The 18,913-nt window shown below is 50.3% G+C and carries 18 protein-coding genes; 12 read left to right on the top strand and 6 right to left on the bottom strand.

Annotated features, from left to right (window positions below):
• Nucleotides 1-71: 71 nt before the first annotated feature.
• From ACJHYD_RS18030 to potE, 4 genes are all read left to right on the top strand, one after another.
• Entirely contained in the window at nt 72-206 is a 135-nt protein-coding gene (locus ACJHYD_RS18030; RefSeq protein ID WP_001299172.1) for a hypothetical protein, read from the top strand.
• Complete coding sequence (gene speFL, locus ACJHYD_RS18025; protein WP_001312672.1) at nt 185-289, top strand: leader peptide SpeFL; 105 nt, start codon at nt 185-187, stop codon at nt 287-289. Before ACJHYD_RS18030 ends, speFL begins: the two co-directional genes overlap by 22 nt.
• A gap of 310 nt (nt 290-599) precedes the next feature.
• Entirely contained in the window at nt 600-2,798 is a 2,199-nt protein-coding gene (gene speF, locus ACJHYD_RS18020; protein ID WP_001550799.1) for an ornithine decarboxylase SpeF, read from the top strand.
• The gene (potE, locus tag ACJHYD_RS18015) at nt 2,795-4,114 is read left to right on the top strand and encodes a putrescine-ornithine antiporter (RefSeq protein ID WP_000075850.1); all 1,320 of its coding nucleotides are present in this window, start codon (nt 2,795-2,797) and stop codon (nt 4,112-4,114) included. The genes speF and potE overlap by 4 nt, the downstream gene beginning before the upstream one ends.
• 56 nt (nt 4,115-4,170) lie before the next feature.
• On the opposite strand, the gene pgm is transcribed toward potE, so the two are convergent.
• Both pgm and seqA read right to left on the bottom strand, forming a co-directional pair.
• Nucleotides 4,171-5,811, bottom strand: a complete 1,641-nt coding sequence (gene pgm / locus ACJHYD_RS18010; RefSeq protein ID WP_001550798.1) for a phosphoglucomutase (alpha-D-glucose-1,6-bisphosphate-dependent) — start codon at nt 5,809-5,811, stop codon at nt 4,171-4,173.
• Nucleotides 5,812-5,836: 25 nt separating this feature from the next.
• The gene (seqA, locus tag ACJHYD_RS18005; RefSeq protein WP_000848387.1) at nt 5,837-6,382 is read right to left on the bottom strand and encodes a replication initiation negative regulator SeqA; all 546 of its coding nucleotides are present in this window, start codon (nt 6,380-6,382) and stop codon (nt 5,837-5,839) included.
• A gap of 184 nt (nt 6,383-6,566) precedes the next feature.
• Here seqA and ybfF point away from each other — a divergent pair, with 184 nt between their 5' ends.
• The 5 genes from ybfF (at nt 6,567) to fur (ending at nt 9,169) form a co-directional block, all read left to right on the top strand.
• Nucleotides 6,567-7,331: an esterase gene (gene ybfF, locus ACJHYD_RS18000; protein WP_001550797.1), complete on the top strand. Its 765-nt coding sequence runs from the start codon at nt 6,567-6,569 to the stop codon at nt 7,329-7,331.
• Nucleotides 7,332-7,470: 139 nt separating this feature from the next.
• Entirely contained in the window at nt 7,471-7,764 is a 294-nt protein-coding gene (ybfE, locus tag ACJHYD_RS17995) for a LexA regulated protein (RefSeq protein WP_001300829.1), read from the top strand.
• A gap of 139 nt (nt 7,765-7,903) precedes the next feature.
• Entirely contained in the window at nt 7,904-8,434 is a 531-nt protein-coding gene (gene fldA / locus ACJHYD_RS17990) for a flavodoxin FldA (RefSeq protein ID WP_001018618.1), read from the top strand.
• Nucleotides 8,435-8,643: 209 nt separating this feature from the next.
• Nucleotides 8,644-8,730 (top strand): fur leader peptide, encoded by an 87-nt coding sequence (gene uof / locus ACJHYD_RS17985; protein ID WP_032144081.1) that lies wholly within the window; start codon nt 8,644-8,646, stop codon nt 8,728-8,730.
• Entirely contained in the window at nt 8,723-9,169 is a 447-nt protein-coding gene (gene fur, locus ACJHYD_RS17980) for a ferric iron uptake transcriptional regulator (protein WP_000131702.1), read from the top strand. The genes uof and fur overlap by 8 nt, the downstream gene beginning before the upstream one ends.
• 84 nt (nt 9,170-9,253) lie before the next feature.
• Here the strand turns inward: fur and chiQ are convergent, their stop codons facing one another.
• The 4 genes from chiQ to nagE all read right to left on the bottom strand — a co-directional run bounded on the left by chiQ (nt 9,254) and on the right by nagE (nt 15,298).
• A complete protein-coding gene (chiQ, locus tag ACJHYD_RS17975; RefSeq protein WP_000733592.1) occupies nt 9,254-9,580 on the bottom strand; it encodes a ChiQ/YbfN family lipoprotein in 327 nt (108 codons plus the stop codon).
• 49 nt (nt 9,581-9,629) lie between these two features.
• Complete coding sequence (gene chiP / locus ACJHYD_RS17970) at nt 9,630-11,036, bottom strand: chitoporin ChiP (protein WP_001258844.1); 1,407 nt, start codon at nt 11,034-11,036, stop codon at nt 9,630-9,632.
• A 448-nt stretch (nt 11,037-11,484) separates the two neighbouring features.
• On the bottom strand, nt 11,485-13,149 hold the full coding sequence (glnS, locus tag ACJHYD_RS17965) for a glutamine--tRNA ligase (RefSeq protein WP_001287134.1): 1,665 nt from the start codon (nt 13,147-13,149) through the stop codon (nt 11,485-11,487).
• A gap of 202 nt (nt 13,150-13,351) precedes the next feature.
• Complete coding sequence (gene nagE, locus ACJHYD_RS17960) at nt 13,352-15,298, bottom strand: PTS N-acetyl glucosamine transporter subunit IIABC (protein WP_001023126.1); 1,947 nt, start codon at nt 15,296-15,298, stop codon at nt 13,352-13,354.
• Nucleotides 15,299-15,630: 332 nt separating this feature from the next.
• Between nagE and nagB the strand changes: the two genes are divergently transcribed.
• The 3 genes from nagB to nagC are packed head-to-tail and all read left to right on the top strand — an operon-like array spanning nt 15,631 to nt 18,868.
• Entirely contained in the window at nt 15,631-16,431 is an 801-nt protein-coding gene (gene nagB, locus ACJHYD_RS17955; protein WP_001237072.1) for a glucosamine-6-phosphate deaminase, read from the top strand.
• A gap of 59 nt (nt 16,432-16,490) precedes the next feature.
• Nucleotides 16,491-17,639, top strand: coding sequence for an N-acetylglucosamine-6-phosphate deacetylase (gene nagA / locus ACJHYD_RS17950; RefSeq protein WP_000271154.1), 1,149 nt, complete (start codon nt 16,491-16,493; stop codon nt 17,637-17,639).
• An 8-nt stretch (nt 17,640-17,647) separates the two neighbouring features.
• Entirely contained in the window at nt 17,648-18,868 is a 1,221-nt protein-coding gene (gene nagC, locus ACJHYD_RS17945) for a DNA-binding transcriptional regulator NagC (protein ID WP_000187594.1), read from the top strand.
• Nucleotides 18,869-18,913 lie beyond the last annotated feature (45 nt).

Below are 18,913 nucleotides of genomic sequence, written 5' to 3'. Positions count from 1 at the left end.
GCAAATATAAAACACGAAATTACAACATTTAAGTAACAAAACAGCATCTAATATGGCAATATTCATAATTAATGATTTATTATCTGGGGTATGATCGTTTTTTGTTGATCTTCTTCACAGATTATAGCCATTTCATGGATAGAATAACTCTACCTTCAACTGACACAGCAAGAGGTAAAGGTAAATGGAAAATAATAACCGCTTAATGCCTCATATAAGGCGGACAACCCATATCATGAAGTTTGCCCATCGTAATAGTTTTGACTTTCATTTCTTTAATGCCCGCTAGTCTTCTGACTAAAGGGCACCCCAACGTACAGGTCTCCCTGACTTTAAGCATTACAGGTTAATACCTGTATCCCTCGGTGCTCATATACTGCTAACCCTTTTAAACTCTAAATAATTCGAGTCGCAGCACTTGCAACTTGAGGTATGACGAGTATAGCCAGTTACCGGGCTGGTCTGGGTTATTGCATCTACAAAAAGCAAACTACTGATTTATTTATCAGCGGTGGGGTTTTGCTTTTTTTCCGGCGTGATCGATTTCTCCTTTGAGAAATTGAGGACCTGCTATTACCTGAAATAAAGAGATGAACAAAATGTCAGAATTAAAAATTGCCGTTAGTCGTTCTTGCCCGGATTGTTTTTCAACTCATCGCACATGCGTGAATATTGACGAAAGTAATTATATTGACGTTGCCGCCATTATTTTATCGGTCAATGATGTGGAACGTGGAAAACTCGATGAAATAGACGCTACTGGCTATGGCATTCCTGTTTTTATTGCAACGGAAAATGAAGAACGTGTACCCGCAGAATATCTGCCACGTATTTCTGGTGTCTTCGAACATTGCGAATCACGTAAAGAGTTTTATGGACGTCAGTTAGAAACCGCTGCAAGCCATTATGAAACGCAACTGCGCCCGCCCTTCTTCCGCGCACTGGTCGATTATGTTAATCAGGGCAATAGTGCTTTTGACTGCCCTGGTCATCAGGGGGGTGAGTTTTTCCGTCGCCATCCGGCAGGCAATCAGTTCGTGGAATACTTTGGTGAGGCGCTGTTCCGTGCTGACTTGTGCAACGCCGACGTAGCGATGGGCGATCTGCTGATTCACGAAGGCGCGCCATGCATTGCACAGCAACATGCGGCTAAAGTCTTTAATGCCGATAAAACCTATTTCGTTTTAAACGGTACTTCATCTTCTAATAAAGTGGTCTTAAACGCATTGCTGACGCCGGGCGATCTGGTGTTGTTTGACCGCAATAACCATAAATCTAACCACCACGGTGCGTTGCTACAGGCTGGCGCGACACCGGTTTATCTGGAAACCGCACGTAACCCGTATGGTTTTATCGGTGGTATTGACGCTCACTGTTTTGAAGAAAGTTACCTGCGTGAGCTGATTATAGAAGTTGCACCGCAGCGGGCAAAAGAGGCTCGTCCTTTCCGCCTCGCCGTTATTCAGCTAGGCACTTACGACGGTACGATTTATAACGCCCGTCAGGTGGTGGATAAAATTGGTCATCTGTGTGACTACATCCTCTTTGACTCCGCATGGGTCGGCTATGAGCAGTTTATCCCGATGATGGCGGACTGTTCACCACTGTTGCTGGATCTTAATGAGAACGGTCCGGGTATTCTGGTTACGCAATCCGTACATAAACAGCAGGCTGGTTTTTCTCAAACTTCACAAATCCATAAAAAAGACAACCACATCAAAGGGCAACAGCGTTATGTACCGCACAAACGCATGAACAACGCCTTTATGATGCACGCCTCCACCAGCCCGTTCTATCCGCTGTTTGCCGCACTGGATATCAACGCCAAAATGCATGAAGGTGTCAGCGGTCGTAATATGTGGATGGATTGTGTGGTAAATGGCATTAATGCCCGCAAACTGATCCTCGATAACTGTCAGCATATTCGTCCGTTCGTACCTGAACTGGTGGATGGTAAACCCTGGCAGTCGTATGAAACAGCGCAAATTGCGGTTGATCTGCGCTTCTTCCAGTTTGTACCAGGGGAACACTGGCATTCTTTTGAAGGCTATGCAGAGAATCAATACTTTGTTGATCCGTGCAAACTGTTGCTGACAACCCCAGGTATTGATGCACGTAACGGCGAATATGAAGCGTTCGGTGTACCCGCGACGATTCTTGCTAATTTCCTGCGCGAAAATGGCGTAGTGCCGGAAAAATGCGATCTTAACTCCATCCTCTTCCTGCTGACTCCAGCAGAAGATATGGCCAAACTTCAGCAACTTGTTGCCCTGCTGGTACGCTTCGAAAAACTGCTGGAATCTGATGCGCCGCTGGCGGAAGTGCTACCTTCCATCTACAAACAGCATGAAGAGCGCTACGCCGGTTATACGCTTCGTCAGTTGTGCCAGGAAATGCATGATTTGTATGCCCGCCACAACGTGAAACAACTGCAAAAAGAGATGTTCCGTAAGGAACACTTCCCACGCGTCAGCATGAATCCGCAAGAAGCTAACTACGCCTATTTACGCGGTGAAGTGGAGCTGGTTCGTCTGCCGGATGCAGAAGGCCGTATCGCTGCAGAAGGTGCGCTTCCTTATCCTCCGGGTGTGCTGTGTGTTGTTCCGGGTGAAATCTGGGGTGGTGCTGTTTTGCGTTACTTCAGCGCTCTGGAAGAAGGGATCAACCTGCTGCCAGGTTTTGCACCGGAGCTGCAGGGTGTCTATATCGAAGAACATGATGGTCGTAAGCAAGTTTGGTGCTATGTCATCAAGCCTCGTGATGCGCAAAGCACCCTGTTGAAAGGGGAAAAATTATGAGTCAGGCTAAATCGAACAAAATGGGCGTCGTTCAGTTAACCATACTGACGATGGTCAACATGATGGGCTCCGGTATCATCATGCTGCCGACAAAGCTTGCCGAAGTTGGGACAATTTCAATTATCTCCTGGCTGGTGACAGCCGTAGGCTCAATGGCACTGGCATGGGCATTCGCAAAATGCGGTATGTTCAGCCGTAAATCAGGTGGTATGGGCGGTTATGCCGAGTATGCTTTCGGTAAATCCGGTAACTTTATGGCGAACTATACCTACGGCGTCTCACTGCTGATTGCTAACGTCGCGATTGCTATTTCGGCGGTTGGTTACGGCACCGAACTGCTCGGCGCGAGTTTGTCGCCAGTGCAGATTGGTCTTGCGACCATCGGGGTGCTGTGGATTTGTACCGTGGCTAACTTTGGTGGTGCGCGCATTACCGGGCAAATCAGTAGCATTACCGTGTGGGGGGTCATTATTCCGGTGGTAGGCCTGTGCGTTATCGGCTGGTTCTGGTTTAGCCCGACGCTTTACGTTGATTCCTGGAATCCGCATCATGCACCGTTCTTCAGTGCGGTAGGTTCTTCCATCGCTATGACGCTGTGGGCTTTTCTTGGTCTGGAGTCTGCGTGTGCGAATACTGATGTAGTGGAAAACCCGGAACGTAATGTGCCAATCGCGGTACTCGGCGGTACGTTAGGTGCGGCGGTGATTTATATCGTCTCCACCAACGTGATTGCCGGGATTGTGCCTAATATGGAGCTGGCAAATTCAACGGCACCATTTGGCCTGGCCTTCGCACAGATGTTCACGCCAGAAGTGGGTAAAGTCATTATGGCGCTGATGGTGATGTCCTGCTGCGGTTCGCTGCTTGGCTGGCAGTTCACCATTGCCCAGGTGTTTAAATCTTCATCTGATGAAGGCTACTTCCCTAAAATTTTCTCCCGTGTAACCAAAGTGGATGCACCGGTGCAGGGAATGTTGACCATTGTGATTATCCAGAGCGGGTTGGCGCTGATGACGATTAGCCCGTCGCTAAACAGTCAGTTCAACGTGCTGGTTAACCTGGCCGTGGTGACCAATATCATTCCGTATATTCTGTCAATGGCGGCATTAGTCATTATTCAGAAGGTCGCTAATGTGCCCCCCTCAAAAGCGAAAGTTGCAAACTTTGTTGCTTTTGTTGGCGCGATGTACAGCTTTTATGCGCTGTACTCATCCGGGGAAGAAGCCATGCTATACGGTTCCATCGTGACCTTCCTCGGTTGGACACTGTATGGTCTGGTCTCACCACGCTTTGAACTGAAAAATAAACACGGTTAATTAAGCAAAGCAAAAAAGGGCGATCTTCCGACCGCCCTTTTTCTTATTTAATGTGTTTACGCGTTTTTCAGAACTTCGCTAACAATCTCAACCGCTTCTTTCTCGATCTGCTTGCGATGCTCTTCACCGAGGAAGCTTTCGCAATAAATCTTGTACGCGTCTTCCGTGCCTGACGGACGCGCGGCGAACCAGCCGTTGTCAGTCATCACTTTCAGACCGCTGATAGAAGCACCGTTGCCCGGTGCCGCCGTCAGGCGCGCGGTGATCGGGTCGCCTGCCAGGGTGCTGGCGCTCACCATTTCCGGAGACAGCTTAGACAGCGCCGCTTTTTGTGCGGAAGTCGCGGCTGCCTGCAAACGGTTGTAGCTCGGCGCACCAAAGCGTTTTGCCAGTTCGTTGTAGTGTTCCTGCGGATTCTTACCGGTGACAGCGGTGATTTCCGCCGCCAGCAGACACATAATGATGCCGTCTTTATCGGTGGACCACGGCGTGCCGTCGAAACGCAGGAAGGAAGCGCCTGCACTCTCTTCGCCGCCAAAGCCGAAGCTGCCATCAAACAAACCATCAACAAACCATTTGAAACCTACCGGGACTTCTACCAGCTTACGGCCCAAATCATTGACCACACGGTCGATCATCGCAGATGAAACCAGCGTTTTACCGACAGCAACATCTTTGCCCCACTGCGGACGGTGCTGGAACAGGTAGTTGATCGCCACCGCCAGGTAGTGGTTCGGATTCATCAAACCTGCCGGAGTGACGATACCGTGACGGTCATAATCCGGGTCGTTAGCAAACGCCAGATCGAACTTATCACGCAGTGCCAGCAGACCCGCCATCGCACACTCGGAGGAGCAGTCCATACGGATCGCGCCGTCTTTATCGAGGTGCATAAAGCGGAAGGTTTGATCGACCTGATCGTTAACGATGGTCAGGTTGAGATTGTAATACTCGCCAATGCGCTTCCAGTATTCGATACCGGAACCGCCCAGCGGATCAACGCCAAGCGTCAGGCCCGCTTTCTGAATCGCCGCCATATCAACGATATCGGCCAGCCCTTCCACGAACGGCTGCACCAGATCCTGCTCTTTCACATGACCGGATGCCATCGCTTCGTCGAGGGAGATACGCTTCACACCTTTCAGGCCATCGGCCATCAGTGCGTTGGCCCTGTCTTCCACCACTTTGGTGACGTTGGTATCAGCCGGGCCACCATTTGGCGGGTTGTACTTGATACCACCATCTTCCGGCGGGTTATGGGACGGTGTAATCACGATACCGTCTGCCAGCGGGCCACCTTTTTTATTGTGAACCAGGATGGCATTGGAAACGGCAGGCGTTGGAGTGAAGCCATTGTTTTCCTGCACAATAACATCAACGCCGTTCGCTGCCAGCACTTCCAGAACGGAAATGAACGCAGGCTCGGACAGGGCGTGAGTATCTTTACCCACATAGCAAGGGCCAGTGATGCCGTTTTTCGCACGTTCTTCAGCAATTGCCTGAGCGATCGCCAGAATGTGCGGCTCGTTAAAGCTGTGGCGCGCTGCACTGCCACGGTGACCGGAAGTACCGAATTTCACCGCGTGCTCCGCATTCCCTGCTTCTGGTTTCAGTACATAATATTGCGCCGTCAGTTGGGCGACGTTAATCAAATCACTCTGTTGTGCAGGTTGGCCTGCACGATTGTGGATTGCCATTGCTTTGTCCTTTGTCTGCAACGTTTTAGATAGTTCCGCAAACCTTCTCAATCAATTCCGCCGGGAATTGCATCGACTGCATGATGTGTTCGATCATGCTGCATTTACGGCCGGTGTTGGTGTTGGTGATCACCCAATACGGCGTGCCAGGCACATGTTTCGGCTTGGTCTGATTACCATTTTTCAGCAGCGTTTGTTCATCTGCCGCAAAGTAAACGCGTGTACGACCGTGCAACGATTCCGTTGCCTCGGCAAACGCCTGGGCGTCAAGAGAATATAGTGTAGACAACAGCAGCATAAAGCGATTGACCGCTCGCTTTTGCTCTGCGTATTCATCCGAAAGCAGAAGTTCACGCATTGCGCGAACCTTGTCTTTAATCGTTTTGACCGGCTTCGCTTCGACGATAGCAGGTGACGCAACGCGAACCTCTTTCGTCACCGGAGCAGCAGGCTGTGATGCGGCGGAAAATTTCAACATACGCCGTAAAATGTCGGATGCGCTCTCGCCGATATGCTTAGTGTGGCTGGCAATATAGCTGTAGAGTTCATCATCAACTTCAATCGTTTTCATCTTAATCCAGTGCAGTGTCTTAGCTGAATACAAGTCGCCAGGAGTATATGAATAAATCCCGGCAGCGGATAGCGTCAAGCCTGGCTTGCAGAAAAACTCGGAATAAACCTTATTTGTTGCAGCCCTGTGGCACAATGGTCAACATAATACCCTAACCCGACAACGCGAAAAAAAGAACTTTGCCATGAAATTGAATATCCGCGCGCAAACTGCACAAAACCAGCACAATAATTCTCCCATCGTTCTTGTCCATGGTCTGTTTGGCAGCCTCGACAACCTTGGCGTACTAGCTCGCGATCTGGTAAACGATCACAATATCATCCAGGTTGATATGCGTAACCACGGTCTTTCACCGAGAGATCCGGTAATGAATTACCCGGCGATGGCGCAGGATCTTGTTGATACCCTGGATGCACTGCAGATCGATAAAGCAACATTTATCGGTCACTCCATGGGCGGTAAAGCGGTAATGGCACTTACTGCACTGGCCCCCGATCGCATCGATAAACTGGTGGCGATTGACATCGCGCCGGTCGACTATCACGTACGCCGTCATGATGAGATTTTCGCGGCTATCAACGCAGTCAGTGAATCGGACGCACAAACTCGCCAGCAAGCAGCAGCAATAATGCGCCAGCATCTTAATGAAGAAGGGGTGATTCAGTTTCTGTTGAAATCTTTTGTTGACGGGGAGTGGCGCTTTAACGTGCCGGTATTGTGGGAACAGTATCCGCATATTGTGGGTTGGGAGAAAATCCCGGCATGGGATCACCCTGCCCTGTTTATCCCAGGCGGCAATTCTCCGTATGTTAGCGAGCAGTATCGTGATGATTTACTGGCGCAATTTCCACAGGCGCGGGCGCATGTGATTGCTGGCGCGGGTCACTGGGTCCATGCTGAAAAACCGGATGCGGTATTACGCGCTATCCGTCGCTATCTCAATGATTAACGCAACTGATTAAAAACCCAGCGTCCGCGTCGCTTTCCGCGCGTGGGCGTTGGCGTGACTCATCGCGCTGATGTATTATGGCGCGCTATCCATCCGGGCAGAGGCCTGGCTGATTGTTTCCCCCGAAGTCACCAAGATCATGGCCAAAGAACAAACGGACCGTACGACATTAGATCTGTTCGCGCACGAGCGTCGACCGGGACGACCGAAAACTAATCCGCTTTCGCGCGATGAACAGCTGCGTATTAATAAACGCAACCAGCTAAAACGCGACAAAGTACGTGGCCTTAAGCGTGTCGAACTGAAGCTGAACGCGGAAGCTGTCGAGGCGCTGAACGAGCTGGCAGAATCGCGCAATATGAGCCGTAGCGAACTGATCGAAGAGATGTTAATGCAGCAACTGGCGGCGCTGCGTAGTCAGGGCATCGTTTAAATTTCCACTTTCATGTAGCACAGTGTGCAGTCCTGCTCGTTTGCTGATTCCGCAAGACTGCCTGTTCTGCTATGATTGCCTTTATCCGTGGGCAATTTTCCACCCCCATTTCAATAAGTTTCAAGAGGTTATTTCACTCATGGCTATCACTGGCATCTTTTTCGGCAGCGACACCGGTAATACCGAAAATATCGCAAAAATGATTCAAAAACAGCTTGGTAAAGACGTTGCCGATGTCCATGACATTGCAAAAAGCAGCAAAGAAGATCTGGAAGCATATGACATTCTGCTGCTGGGCATCCCAACATGGTATTACGGCGAAGCGCAGTGTGACTGGGATGACTTCTTCCCGACTCTCGAAGAGATTGATTTCAACGGCAAACTGGTTGCGCTGTTTGGTTGTGGTGACCAGGAAGATTACGCCGAATATTTCTGCGACGCATTGGGCACCATCCGCGACATCATTGAACCGCGTGGCGCAACCATCGTTGGTCACTGGCCAACTGCGGGCTACCATTTCGAAGCGTCAAAAGGTCTGGCAGATGACGACCACTTTGTCGGTCTGGCTATCGACGAAGACCGTCAGCCGGAACTGACCGCTGAACGTGTAGAAAAATGGGTTAAACAGATTTCTGAAGAGTTGCATCTCGACGAAATTCTCAATGCCTGATGTGATGCGGCGTAGACTCATGTCTACGCCGTATTAATAGATAATGCCAATCAAAATAATTGCTACAAATTTGTAACTTTTGCTGTTGTACCTGTACAATGTCCCGGTGTTCAAGTGGCCTTGCCGTTGTAAATGTAAGCAGTGCCACGTTTTTATTAACAATATTTGCCAGGGACTTGTGGTTTTCATTTAGGCGTGGCAATTCTATAATGATACGCATTATCTCAAGAGCAAATTCTGTCACTTCTCGTAATGAAGTGAACCGCTTAGTAACAGGACAGATTCCGCATGACTGATAACAATACCGCCCTAAAGAAAGCTGGCCTGAAAGTAACGCTTCCTCGTTTAAAAATCCTGGAAGTTCTTCAGGAGCCGGACAACCATCACGTCAGTGCGGAAGATTTATACAAACGTCTGATCGATATGGGTGAAGAAATTGGTCTGGCTACGGTATATCGCGTACTGAACCAGTTTGACGACGCTGGTATCGTCACCCGCCACAATTTTGAAGGCGGTAAATCCGTATTTGAACTGACACAGCAACATCACCACGATCACCTGATCTGCCTCGACTGCGGCAAGGTAATCGAATTTAGTGATGACTCCATCGAAGCGCGTCAGCGTGAAATTGCCGCAAAACATGGCATTCGCCTGACTAACCACAGTCTCTATCTTTACGGTCACTGTGCCGAAGGCGATTGCCGCGAAGATGAGCACGCGCACGAAGGCAAATAAGCCAGCCTGAATGAGAAAAAGCCAACCTGCGGGTTGGCTTTTTTATACACGGGAAATAAGAAAAGCGAGAGTTACAGCTCTCACTTATTTGTTATTACTGCGAATTTCCTGCCAAACTTTATCACAATCGGCTTTCACCGCCTGATCATTTCCGGTTTGCGTTGCACGCAGACACTGCTGATAATCCAGTACGCGTACACTTTCCTGGTCGGCAAACTGCTGATGTTGTTTCTCTTTCTTCAGCACGTTTAACACGCTCTGGCAGGCTTCAATTTTTTCTGGCGAACCTTGTGCGGTGTTGATACAGGCGCTGTATGCCTCTTTCAGACGGCTGTCTTCCTGTGGCGCGGTTGATTGCGCACAAGCCACCAGCCCCGATGCCATCATGGCGATGAGAATCAGTTTTTTCATAGCAAATTCCTCAAACGTGCGGCAGGCACAAAACCTGCCGCGTCGGGCATCAGAAGATGGTGAATGGTGCGATTACCATAAATTTCACGTCACGCTCATCCTGGAAAATGTTGCCGTAACCACCGCCCCAGCTTGGGATGTCGGAGTGGTTGTCGTATTCGGTGAAGTGCAGTTTGAACATCGTGCCTTTGGCGCGACCGTCCTGAATGGTGTAGACCGCATCCAGGCTGTAGGCAGACTCTTCAATAGTCCGGTTTTTGTCGTAGTACGCATCCGGATTGCTCTGCCAGGTAGCGGGTTTAGCATCCCATGCGTAAACGTAGGAAGCGCCGATGGCGAAGCCTGGAAGATTCCAGTTTTTCAAGTCATACATCGCACCGAAGAAGACCGCTTTTTCGCCGTTGGCGTTGAAGTCAGAACGGTTATCCCACCAGATATCCAGGCGACCGTTCGAGGAAGCGTAGGTTGGAGTCATACGTTGCAGAAAGTATCCCTGCTGACCGTCGGCTTTAACCCAGGTGCCTTCCAGACGCAAATCCACTACATCAGCCGCCCGGTAACCAAAGGTCAACGCTTGCAGCCAGGCAGTGCCGTCGTAAAGGTCGTTGACGCTGCGATCGTCAACTTTATCGCGCGTACCGTAGAACTGGTAGCTGGTGGTTAACGGGCTACCGGCGATATCAAATTTGTAGCTGGCTTTGGCAAAGTATTGATCGATATACCCTTCCGCCTGACCAAATGCTGCTTCCAGTACGAAGTTATTTTTGAAGTCGTATTTCGCACCGATGGAGTGCAGATAATCAACTTTGGTGGTTTTATCGTTCTGATAAAACTCATCCATTTCCAGATGCCACGGTGCTTTGTATTCGTTGGTCCACATGTAGGAGAAACTCAACGCACCAGCTTCGCCGTAATCAAAATTCGCCCCGGCTTCCGCACCCTGATAAGTACCCGGCATAAAGCTCCAGTGCGGCGCTAACAGCGTCTGACCAGTTGGCTGAATGTAACCTGCCCTCGCCCACACCGGACCGTATTTAAATTTGGCCGCTGCTTTATACAGGCTTATACCGCTTTTGTCGCCGGACCAGTCTTCGTCATAGGCTTTATTGCTTTTTGAAAACGCGATTTCGTTCGGGTGAGAGCTGTCACCGTTTTCCGCCATTTCAATCGCCGTAAACGCAGCAATATCAAGGCCGAACATATCAGCAGCATAACCAGACTGAAAATCGAGGTTGGCGTTCCAGGTGGAGTGAGAAAGGTTGGTTTTGTATTTGTCGCCGTCGGTAACATCTTTACGGTCGCGTTCACGCTGCCAGTAATAGATACCGCCGGTTAAGGTTGAATCGTCGATGAATCCTTCGGCGCGAGCCTCCGGCATTGCCATAAAGCCCGACATTGCTGTAACACCGGCGATAGCCAGCGCCAGCGTACTACGTTTGCCACTAAACGTACGCATGGGTTAATCCTCTTTGACGTATAAATTGCTGCACCAAAGGTGAACAGCGAAAAAAATAAAAATTAAAAAAGTAGCGTTGAGAAAAGTCTCGCTGACTACAGGAACAGACTATTTTTCGCGACGCGAATTATCAATCTCTTTCTGTAACCAGAATGTAAGAACATGAGCAACCGCACATATTTTGATGATTTTTGTTACAAGGCTTAAGTTTGCAGTTGAAAGGCTTGCAGAAGAATAAAAACGTGAAATTCCAGCAAGATGAAAGCGGTTACATTTTATTTAATTATGTTTTGTGATTTTAAATTTGTTTTATGGATAAATTGCGAAGCGGAATTAATTCGCGAAGAAAAGCAGATAAAAACGCCGCAGAGCGCGGCGTTTTGGATTGTTTGCATGTTTCATGCCGGATGCGGCGTAAAAGCCTCACCCGGCCTGGTAGAACTTAAAATTACTCGCCTACTTTCGCCCAGGTATCACGCAGCCCAACGGTGCGGTTAAATACCGGTTTTTCCGCCGTAGAATGGCGGCTGTCGAGGCAGAAATAACCTTCACGCTCAAACTGGAATGCTTTACCCGCTACCGCGTCTTTCAGAGACGGTTCAGCAAAGCCCTGTTTGATCACCAGCGATTCCGGGTTAATCACCGACAGGAAATCATCCGCAGCACCTGGGTTCGGCACGCTGAACAGACGATCATACAGGCGGATTTCAACCGGCAGCGCATGTGCCGCGCTCACCCAGTGAATAACGCCTTTCACTTTACGACCATCTGCCGGATCTTTGCTTAAGGTGTCGGCGTCATAAGTACAGAAAATGGTGGTGATATTGCCTTCGGCATCTTTCTCCACGCGTTCAGCCTTAATGACGTAAGCATTACGCAGACGCACTTCTTTACCCAGCACCAGACGTTTGTACTGCTTGTTAGCTTCTTCGCGGAAATCGGCGCGGTCGATCCAAATCTCACCGCTAAACGGCACCTGACGGCTACCCATTTCCGGTTTGTTCGGATGGTTCGGCATGGTAACCATTTCGCCTTCGCCCTGGTAGTTTTCGATAACCAGTTTCACCGGATCGATAACCGCCATTGCGCGCGGGGCGTTTTCGTTGAGATCTTCACGGATGCAGGATTCCAGCGACGCCATCTCAATGGTGTTGTCCTGCTTGGTCACGCCGATGCGTTTGCAGAACTCACGAATAGAAGCCGCAGTGTAACCACGACGACGCAGACCGGAAATGGTCGGCATACGCGGGTCATCCCAGCCTTCAACGTGCTTGTCGGTCACCAGCAGGTTCAGCTTACGCTTGGACATCACGGTGTATTCCAGATTCAGGCGCGAGAATTCGTACTGGCGCGGGTGAACAGGAATGGTGATGTTGTCCAGTACCCAGTCGTACAGACGACGGTTGTCCTGGAACTCAAGCGTACACAGAGAGTGCGTAATACCTTCCAGCGCATCGCTGATGCAATGTGTGAAGTCGTACATCGGGTAGATGCACCACTTGTTGCCAGTCTGGTGGTGTTCAGCAAATTTAATGCGGTACAGCACCGGATCGCGCATTACGATAAATGGCGACGCCATGTCGATTTTCGCACGCAGGCAGGCTTTACCTTCTTCAAAACCACCGGTACGCATTTTTTCGAACAGCGCCAGGTTCTCTTCAACGCTGCGGTCGCGGTACGGGCTGTTTTTACCCGGCTGCGTCAGGGTGCCGCGGTATTCGCGGATCTGTTCCGGTGTCAGTTCATCAACGTACGCCAGGCCTTTATTGATCAGTTCGATCGCATAGGCGTGGAGCTGATCAAAGTAATCGGAGGAGTAACGGACGTTACCAGACCAGTGAAAACCTAACCACTCTACGTCGTTTTTGATCGAATCGACATACTCGATATCTTCTTTTACCGGGTTAGTGTCGTCGAAACGCAGGTTGCACTGGCCTTTATAGTCCTGGGCGATCCCGAAGTTCAGGCAGATAGATTTCGCATGGCCAATATGCAGATAGCCATTCGGCTCCGGCGGGAAACGGGTGTGTACTGTGGTGTGCTTACCACTGGCCAGATCTTCATCGATGATCTGACGAATAAAGTTAGTCGGGCGGGCTTCTGCCTCACTCATCGTGGATTCCTCAAAGCGTAAACAACGTATAACGGCGTATGATCTTATAAGCGGGACAGGCTGACAACTGTTAGTTAGTGAAAATCGAAAATCTCACTGAGATTATGGGGATGACTGATGAAAAAAAAAGCGGCAGAGAAGATCTCCACCGCTTGTCATTGTTGGATGCGACGCTGCCGTGTCGCATCAGGTATAAAGCAGATTACTTTTTGATTTCATACAGCGGTGTTTGACCCGCCACAACATGGCCCTGAGCTTTAATGATAAGGCCGCTGAAATCGTCGATATTGCTGCAAACCACCGGGCTAATCATCGAGCGGGCGTTAGCGTTCAGGTAATCCAGATCCATTTCCAGAATCGGTTGTCCTGCGCTTACCTGCGCGCCCTCTTCCACCAGACGTTTAAAGCCTTTACCTTCCAGCGCTACGGTGTCGATACCCATATGGACGACGATCTCCGCGCCTTTTTCGGTTTCCAGGCAGAACGCGTGGTTGGTATTGAAGATTTTCACGATTGTCCCTGCGGCTGGTGATACGACGATTTTATCTGTCGGTTTCACCGCCACACCGTCACCCACCGCTTTGCTGGCGAATGCTTCGTCAGGAACCTGATCCAGTGCCACAACATCACCGGTAATCGGCGATACCAGCTCCGCGATAGATACCGCGTTTGGTACAGCCTGCGGTTTTGCTACAGGAGCGGCAGTTGCCGGAGTTGCTTCAGCTGACGCAGCGGCTACCGGACCACGGGCAACAACTTTCTTCATTGCATCGCCAATGGATTCCGCTTTCGCGCCAACAATCACCTGAATAGTCTGTTTGTTCAGTTTCACTACCCCAGAAGCACCCAGACGTTTACACATCGCATCGTTGACGCGAGCTGAGTCAACCACGGTCAGGCGCAGACGAGTAATACAGGCGTCAATTGCTTTCAGGTTGTCAGTACCGCCCACCGCAGCAATATAGTTGGTCGCCAGTTGAGTCAGACCTTCTTCTGTGTTGCTGTTGGCTTCTTCAGTAACGATCTCGTCTTCTTTATCTTCACGGCCCGGCGTTTTCAGGTTGAACATACGGATAACCAAACTGAACACCACGAAGTAGATAGCGAAGAAGACAACACCCATAACCAGCAGCATCCAGACGTTCTGGCTGGCGGCCGGCAGGTTATACATCAACGCGTAGTCGATAGCCCCCGCAGAGAAGGAGAAGCCCGCGTGGATACCCAGCAGCGTTGCCACAAACAGGCTGATACCGGTCAGCAGTGCGTGCAGGAGGTACAGCAGCGGCGCAAGGAACATGAACAGGAATTCCAGCGGCTCAGTCACACCGGTCAGGAACGCAGTAACAGCAACAGAAAGCAGCATCCCGCCAACCATCGGACGACGCTCTTTCGGTGCTGCGAAGTACATCGCCAGCGCCGCACCCGGCAGACCGAACATCATGATCGGGAAGAAGCCGGACATGAACATCCCCGCGGTGCCGTCACCAGCGTAGAAACGGTTGATGTCGCCGTGGAAAACCGTACCCGCCGCGTTGGTGAATTCACCAATCTGGAACCAGGCGATGGTGTTCAGCACCTGATGCAGACCGGTTGGGATCAGCAGACGGTTGATGAAACCAAAGATACCGGAACCCAGCGCGCCCGCAGAAACGATCCACTCGCCGCCTGCATGGATAGCGTGCTGTACCGGCGGCCAGACGTAACCAAAAATGGCCGCCAGCACCAGGCAGAAGAAGCCGGTGGCAATCGGCACAAAGCGTTTGCCGCCGAAGAAACTCAGGAAGTCCGGCAGTTTAATATCGGACCAACGGTTATAAGCTGCGCCACCAACCAGACCGGTAATGATACCCGCCAGTACACCCATGTTAATTTCTGGGTTGATGGTCACCATCGCTTTGGTTAACACAAAGTAACCTACCGCACCCGCCAGCGCCGCCGCACCTGCGCTGTCTTTCGACCAGCTGGATGCCACGCCGATGGCGAAGATTAATGCGAGGTTATCAAAAATCGCACCGCCCGCCTGGGCAATAAACGCAACGTTAAGTAAATCTGGCTGACCGAATCGCAGCAACAGCGCCGCCACCGGCAGCACCGCGATAGGGAGCTGTAACGCCCTACCGAGTCGCTGGAAAAAACCTAAAATATTCATCTTATTCCCCCTACGAGAACCCTATTTGGCTCGTTTAAAGCCGTATTTTTATTTTGCTGCAAATTGTACTGCCGATGTTCTGTAATCAGATTGTTAGATCATCTGCTACAGAGTGTGTGAAAATTTAATTCGTATCGCAAATTAAACGCGTGTCTTTTGTGAGTTTTGTCACCAAATATCGTTATCATCACTCCCTTTTACTGGCTAAACCAGAAAACTTATTTTATCATTCAAAAAATCAGGTCGGATTGACGCCTGTCTGCGCAAATCCAGGTTACGCTTAAAGATGCCTAATCCGCCAACGGCTTACATTTTACTTATTGAGGTGAATAATGAGACTGATCCCCCTGACTACCGCTGAACAGGTCGGCAAATGGGCTGCTCGCCATATCGTCAATCGTATCAATGCGTTCAAACCGACTGCTGATCGTCCGTTTGTTCTGGGCCTGCCGACTGGCGGCACGCCGATGACCACCTATAAAGCGTTAGTCGAAATGCATAAAGCAGGCCAGGTCAGCTTTAAGCACGTTGTCACCTTCAACATGGACGAATATGTCGGTCTGCCGAAAGAGCATCCGGAAAGCTACTACAGCTTTATGCACCGTAATTTCTTCGATCACGTTGATATTCCAGCAGAAAACATCAACCTTCTCAACGGCAACGCCCCGGATATCGACGCCGAGTGCCGCCAGTATGAAGAAAAAATCCGTTCTTACGGAAAAATCCATCTGTTTATGGGCGGTGTAGGTAACGACGGCCATATTGCATTTAACGAACCGGCGTCTTCTCTGGCTTCTCGTACTCGTATCAAAACACTGACTCATGACACTCGCGTCGCGAACTCTCGTTTCTTTGATAACGATGTCAATCAGGTGCCAAAATATGCCCTGACTGTCGGTGTTGGTACATTGCTGGATGCCGAAGAAGTGATGATTCTGGTGCTGGGTAGCCAGAAAGCACTGGCACTGCAGGCCGCCGTTGAAGGTTGCGTAAACCACATGTGGACCATCAGCTGTCTGCAACTGCATCCAAAAGCGATCATGGTGTGCGATGAACCTTCCACCATGGAGCTGAAAGTTAAGACTTTAAGATATTTCAATGAATTAGAAGCAGAAAATATCAAAGGTCTGTAATAGTTATCCCTGCCCTGACACCTTGCTCAGGGCAATATTTTTTAAAATCGGGGGTCAGAATGTATGCATTAACCCAGGGCCGGATCTTTACCGGCCACGAATTTCTTGATGACCACGCGGTTGTTATCGCTGATGGCCTGATTAAAAGCGTCTGTCCGGTAGCGGAACTGCCGCCAGAGATCGAACAACGTTCACTGAACGGGGCCATTCTCTCCCCCGGTTTTATCGATGTGCAGTTAAACGGCTGCGGCGGCGTGCAGTTTAACGATACTGCTGAAGCGGTCAGCGTGGAAACGCTGGAAATCATGCAGAAAGCCAATGAGAAATCAGGCTGTACTAACTATTTGCCGACGCTTATCACTACCAGCGACGAGCTGATGAAACAGGGCGTGCGCGTTATGCGCGAGTACCTGGCAAAACATCCGAATCAGGCGTTAGGTCTGCATCTGGAAGGTCCGTGGCTGAATCTGGTAAAAAAAGGCACCCATAATCCGAATTTTGTGCGTAAGCCTGATGCCGCGCTGGTCGATTTCCTGTGCGAAAATGCCGATGTCATTACCAAAGTGACCCTGGCACCGGAAATGGTTCCTGCAGAAGTCATCAGCAAACTGGCAAATGCCGGGATTGTGGTTTCTGCCGGTCACTCCAACGCGACGTTGAAAGAAGCAAAAGCCGGTTTCCGCGCGGGGATTACCTTTGCCACTCATCTGTACAACGCGATGCCGTATATTACCGGTCGTGAACCGGGCCTGGCGGGCGCGATCCTCGACGAAGCTGACATTTATTGCGGTATTATTGCTGACGGCCTGCATGTTGATTACGCCAACATTCGTAACGCTAAACGTCTGAAAGGCGACAAACTGTGTCTGGTTACCGACGCCACCGCGCCAGCAGGTGCCAACATTGAACAGTTCATTTTTGCGGGTAAAACAATATACTACCGTAACGGACTTTGTGTGGATGAGAACGGTACGTTAAGCGGTTCATCCTTAACCATGATTGAAGGCGTGCGTAATCTGGTCGAACATTGCGGTATCGCACTGGATGAAGTGCTACGTATGGCGACGCTCTATCCGGCGCGTGCGATTGGCGTTGAGAAACGTCTCGGCACACTCGCCGCAGGTAAAGTAGCCAACCTGACTGCATTCACACCTGATTTTAAAATCACCAGGACCATCGTTAACGGTAACGAGGTCGTAACTCAATAAGAGAAAGTATGACACCAGGCGGACAAGCTCAGATAGGTAATGTTGATCTCGTAAAACAGCTTAACAGCGCGGCGGTTTATCGCCTGATTGACCAGTACGGGCCAATCTCGCGGATTCAGATTGCCGAGCAAAGCCAGCTTGCCCCCGCCAGCGTAACCAAAATTACGCGTCAGCTTATCGAACGCGGGCTGATTAAAGAAGTTGATCAGCAGGCCTCCACCGGGGGCCGCCGCGCTATCTCCATCGTCACCGAAACCCGCAATTTCCACGCAATCGGCGTACGGCTTGGTCGTCACGACGCCACCATCACTCTGTTTGATCTCAGTAGCAAAGTGCTGGCAGAAGAACATTACCCGCTGCCGGAACGTACCCAGCAGACGCTGGAACATGCCCTGCTGAATGCCATTGCTCAGTTTATTGATAGCTACCAGCGCAAGCTGCGCGAGCTGATCGCCATTTCCGTGATCCTGCCAGGGCTTGTTGACCCGGACAGCGGCAAAATTCATTACATGCCGCATATTCAGGTAGAAAACTGGGGGCTGGTAGAAGCACTGGAAGAACGTTTTAAAGTGACCTGTTTCGTCGGTCACGATATCCGTAGTCTGGCGCTGGCGGAGCACTACTTCGGTGCAAGTCAGGATTGCGAAGACTCCATTCTGGTGCGTGTACATCGCGGAACCGGGGCCGGGATTATCTCTAACGGGCGCATTTTTATTGGCCGCAACGGTAACGTCGGTGAAATTGGCCATATTCAGGTCGAACCGCTGGGTGAACGCTGCCACTGCGGCAACTTTGGCTGCCTGGAAACTATCGCTGCCAACGCCGCTATTGAACAACGGGTGTTGAATCTGTTAAAGCAGGGCTACCAGAGCCGCGTGCCGCTGGACGACTGCACCATAAAAACTATCTGCAAAGCTGCGAACAAAGGCGATAGCCTGGCGTCGGAAGTGATTGAGTATGTCGGTCGTCATCTGGGCAAAACCATCGCCATTGCCATCAACCTGTTTAACCCGCAAAAAATTGTTATTGCCGGAGAAATCACCGAAGCCGATAAAGTGCTGCTCCCTGCTATTGAAAGCTGCATTAATACCCAGGCGCTGAAGGCGTTTCGCACTAATCTGCCGGTGGTACGTTCTGAGCTGGATCACCGCTCGGCAATCGGCGCTTTTGCGCTGGTAAAACGCGCCATGCTCAACGGTATTTTGCTCCAGCATTTGCTGGAAAATTAATGTGCTTTTATAGTGGCGCTTATTGTTGTCAATATTCTGGGTAGT

The sequence above is a fragment of the Escherichia sp. WS1368 genome, assembly GCF_046487485.1.
Lineage (GTDB): Bacteria > Pseudomonadota > Gammaproteobacteria > Enterobacterales > Enterobacteriaceae > Escherichia > Escherichia coli.
This window is presented reverse-complemented; position numbering and strand designations above follow the sequence as displayed.